At 70.0% G+C, this 4,115-nt stretch carries 2 protein-coding genes and 1 pseudogene; 1 reads left to right on the top strand and 2 read right to left on the bottom strand.

The features are described 5' to 3' along the window. Positions 1–172 precede the first annotated feature (172 nt). Positions 173–1,522, bottom strand: a pseudogene (locus tag ACFWI9_RS27460) (FAD-dependent oxidoreductase); the annotation flags it as partial. Positions 1,523–1,583: 61 nt separating this feature from the next. Continuing rightward, on the bottom strand, positions 1,584–2,264 hold the full coding sequence (locus ACFWI9_RS27455) for a DUF305 domain-containing protein (protein WP_387165981.1): 681 nt from the start codon (positions 2,262–2,264) through the stop codon (positions 1,584–1,586). 217 nt (positions 2,265–2,481) lie between these two features. Between ACFWI9_RS27455 and ACFWI9_RS27450 the strand changes: the two genes are divergently transcribed. Next, positions 2,482–3,972, top strand: coding sequence for an LVIVD repeat-containing protein (locus ACFWI9_RS27450; RefSeq protein ID WP_387165987.1), 1,491 nt, complete (start codon positions 2,482–2,484; stop codon positions 3,970–3,972). Positions 3,973–4,115 lie beyond the last annotated feature (143 nt).

Here is a 4,115-nt window from a genome sequence, read left to right as displayed (position 1 = left end):
GCGGGGGGGGGCCGGCGCCGCGCCCCCCGCCCCGCCGGGGGGGGGGGGGCCGGGCGCGGCGCCCGCCCGCCCCCGGGGGGGGCGGGGGGGGGCCGCCCCCGCCCGCCCCCCCCCCCCCACCACCGTGTCCGTGTGCGGTGGTCCCTTCACCGTGCCCTGCGTCCGCCCCGCGCGCCGCCGCCAGCAACCCGAGCCAGTCGGGGATCTTCACCGAGCGCCGCCCGAGGGAGCGCCCCAGCGCCGCCTCGGCGTCCTCGATGGCCAGCCAGCCCGGCCACTCGACCGGCTCGTGTCCCAGACTCCGCAGCACATCGAGGGGCTCACCCGTGAGCGGCCGAGCCGACAGCTCACCGGCGTCCGCGAGCAGGGAGGTCACGGTCTCCTTGGCGCACGGCCGGTTGGTGCCGATCACGCCGGTGGGCCCTCGCTTGATCCACCCGGCGACGTACTCGCCGGGTGACGGCGCGCCATCACGCAGCACCCGCCCCTCCTGGTGGGGGATCGTTCCCCGGGTCCGGTCGAACGGCAGCCCCGCCAGCGGCACTCCGCGATAGCCGACCGCCCGGAGCACCAGTTGCGCCTCGATGTCCTCGTATGCTCCCGTGCCGCGCAGCCCGCCGCTGCCATCCGGTTCGGTCCGCTCGCAGCGCACAGCGGCGACCCGGCCGTCCTCACCCGCCAGCAGTTCCACGGGCCGCAGGAAGAAGCGCAGCCGAATTCGCCTCGCGGGGGCGGGAGTCGCCTCCCCGGAGGAGTCCGCCGCCCAGCCCCGGACTACCTCGACGTTGCGCCGGTTCACCGCGGGCAGCGCCGACGGATCCGCGTATCCGGGATCGAGCGCCAGTTCCGCCGGCTCGACCTCCACCCCCACCCGCGATAGCCCGCCCAGCTCCCGCAGTTCCTTGGTGGTGAACTTCGCCTGTGCGGGACCCCGTCTGCCGACCATGTGCACCTCGCGTACCCCGCTGGCCGCCAGCGCGTGCAGGGCGGCGATCGGCACATCGGTCGGACGCAGTTCGGCGGCGCCGCGGGCGAGGATCCGCGTGACATCGACGGCGACATTGCCGACCCCGATGACCACGGCCGAACGCACGTCGCCGAGCGCGAAGCCGGGGTCCGGCGAGTCGGGGTGCGCGCTGTACCAGGAGACGAAGTCGGTGGCCGAACGGCTTCCCGGCAGATCCTCGCCCGGTACCCCGAGCCTGCGGTCCCGTGCCGCGCCTACGCAGTACACGACGGCGTGGTAGGCGTCGAGCAGTCGTGCGGGTGACAGGCCCTTGGAGCCCACCTCGACATTGCCGATGAAGCCGATCCGTTCGTCCTCCAGCACCGTCCGCAGGTTGTTCTGGAGGGACTTGATCTTCTCGTGGTCGGGTGCGACCCCGTACCTCACCAGCCCGTAGGGACAGGGGAGGCGGTCGAGTACATCCACACGGACGTCCGGGACCCGGGTCTGCTGGACAAGAGCCTGAGCGGTGTACACCCCGCTCGGACCCGAACCGACGACGGCGACTCGAAGCACGACCGCGCTCCTTCCCGCAGGGTGTCTCCAGCATGGCACTCGAAGCGGCGCGCGGGGAGACTCACATCGCGCGCATACGGTTGATCTCAGCGGTCTGCTGGGCGATCACCTCACTCGCCATCTCCTCCATCTGGACGTTCCGGCCGTTCGAGAGCACCTCGGTCGCCATGGTGACCGCGCCCGCGTGATGGGTGATCATCAAAGTCAGGAAGAGCTTGTCGAACGCCGCGCCGTGGGCCGCCCGCAGCTGCGTCAGCTGGGCCGGGGTGGCCATACCCGGCATCGCGCCGTGGTCGTGACCGCCCTGGCCATGGGAGCCGTGGCCGCCGTCCGTGCCCCCGCCGTTGGCCTTCAGCCAGGCCTCCATGGCGCCGATCTCAGGACGCTGTGCCGCGTCGATCCGCTCCGCCAGCCGCTTGAGCCGCTCGCCGGCCGCGTGGCCGGGCGCCAGAGCCGTCATTTCCAGTGCCTGGCGGTGATGGACGATCATCATCCGCGCGTACGCGAGATCCGCCGCGTTCGGGCGGTTGTCCGGTACGGCCCTCCGCGCCTCGTCGGCCGACAACGTCCGCGCCGGCTCGCCCGGTCTGCCGGGCGCGACCACCAGAGGCGTACCAGTCTCGTTCGCGGTCCGCGCCTTCGCTCTCCCGGCTTCCGAATCGCAGGCGCTCAGGGCGAGTAGGGCGCTCAGCAGGGCTGCGGCAAGGCTGGGGAACCGGTGGGTTCCACGGATCGGCGACACGCAACCTCCTGCGATACACGGTGCGTTGATGATCAGAAGAGCTCACTTGCCGTGCTGGACGATCAGTGTCTTGCATGACGGTGCTGATTGACCCTATTGGAATGAACATGCAAAGGGTGATACTGCCCGAGGATTCGCGAACCGTTCAATACCGAACGGGGATTACGGAGACAACGGAGCAAAGGGAGTCCCAGTGTTCTCGTTGCACACCACCCGCATGCCGCGGCGCAGACGCTCGGTCGTGGCCGCGGCAGCAGCCGCGGCCGGGTTGCTCGCCACACTGCTGACCGCCGGACCGGCGGCAGCCATTCCCGACCCCGGGGATGCCCCGCATCAGCAGGCCGTCTCCCCGGCCCAGCGTGCCGACGCCAAGGCGGCCGTGACCGGCGGTGAGATACCCGGAGCGGACGAGATCGTCCACAGCGACAACCTCACACCACTCGCCAACATCCCCAAGGACGCCCTCAAGGGCACCAACTCCGATCTGGCCTTCCAGGGCGGATACGCCTTCGCCGGCAACTACGACGGATTCCGGATCTTCGACATCCGCAATCCGAAGGCCCCGAAGACCGTCGCCCAGGTTCTCTGTCCCGGCTCGCAGAACGACGTGTCCGTCTCGGGGGACCTGCTCTTCCTGTCCACCGACTCCTCACGCAGTGACAACTCGTGCGCCAGCACCACGCAGCCCGCGACCGAGAAGTCCTCCTGGGAGGGCATGAAGATCTTCGACATCAGCGACAAGCGCAATCCGAAGTACGTCGCCGCCGTGGAGACCGCCTGCGGATCGCACACCCACACCCTGGTGCCCGATCGCCGCAACGTGTACGTGTACGTGTCCTCGTACTCGCCGAACACCACGTTCCCCGACTGCCAGCCCCCGCATGACGGAATCTCCGTCATCAAGGTGCCGCGCAAGGCCCCCGAGAAGGCGGCGGTCGTCAACTTCCCGGTGCTCTTCCCCGGTGAGGGCCCTGATGGTGGTGGCAACCCGGGAAGCCCGACGAACCCCGGTGTCTCCAAGACGACGGGCTGTCACGACATCACCGTCCTCCCGTCGAAGGACCTCGCGGCGGGCGCCTGTATGGGTGACGGCATCCTGTTCGATATCCGGGACCCCGAACGCCCCAAGGTCATCGACCAGGTCCAGGACAACGTCAACTTCGCCTTCTGGCACTCGGCGACCTTCAACCAGCGGGCCGACAAGGTCGTGTTCACCGACGAACTCGGCGGTGGTGTAGGCGCTACCTGCAGCGCCGAGATCGGGCCGAACCGCGGCGCGGACGGTATCTACGACATCGTCGGCAAGGGCGACAAGCGCAAACTGGTCTTCCGCAGCTACTTCAAGATCGACCGCCACCAGGCGAGCACCGAGAACTGTGTGGCCCACAACGGCTCGCTCATCCCGGTCAGGGGCCGCGACATCATGGTTCAGGCCTGGTATCAGGGCGGCGTCTCGGTATGGGAGTTCACCGACTCGGCCAAGCCCAGGGAGATCGCCTACTTCGAGCGCGGTCCGCTGTCCACCGACACCCTCACCACGGGAGGTTCCTGGTCGGCTTACTACTACAACGGCTACATCTACTCGAACGACATCGCCAAGGGCCTCGACGTGCTGAGGCTCGACGACCGCCGCACCGACCCGGCGAAGCGGATCCGGATACACGAGCTCAATGTGCAGACCCAGCCGGACTACTTCGACCGCCACTGACCTGACTGCCGATCCGACGGTCAAGCAGGTCCAGGGGCCACGCGACGCGTGCCCCCCGGGGGGGGCCCCCCCCCCGGGGCCCCCCGCCCCCCCGCCCCCCCCCGCCCCAGGGACCCCGCCCCACCCCCCCCGGGCACCCGCCG

Origin of the sequence: Streptomyces sp. NPDC127084, from assembly GCF_042724175.1 — a bacterium.
Classification (GTDB): domain Bacteria; phylum Actinomycetota; class Actinomycetes; order Streptomycetales; family Streptomycetaceae; genus Streptomyces.
This window is presented reverse-complemented; position numbering and strand designations above follow the sequence as displayed.

Bases quoted from the DNA above. Each gene is read 5' to 3' on its own strand.
- ACFWI9_RS27450 (WP_387165987.1), top strand. From the start codon at position 2,482: ATGCCGCGGCGCAGACGCTCGGTCGTGGCCGCGGCAGCAGCCGCGGCC.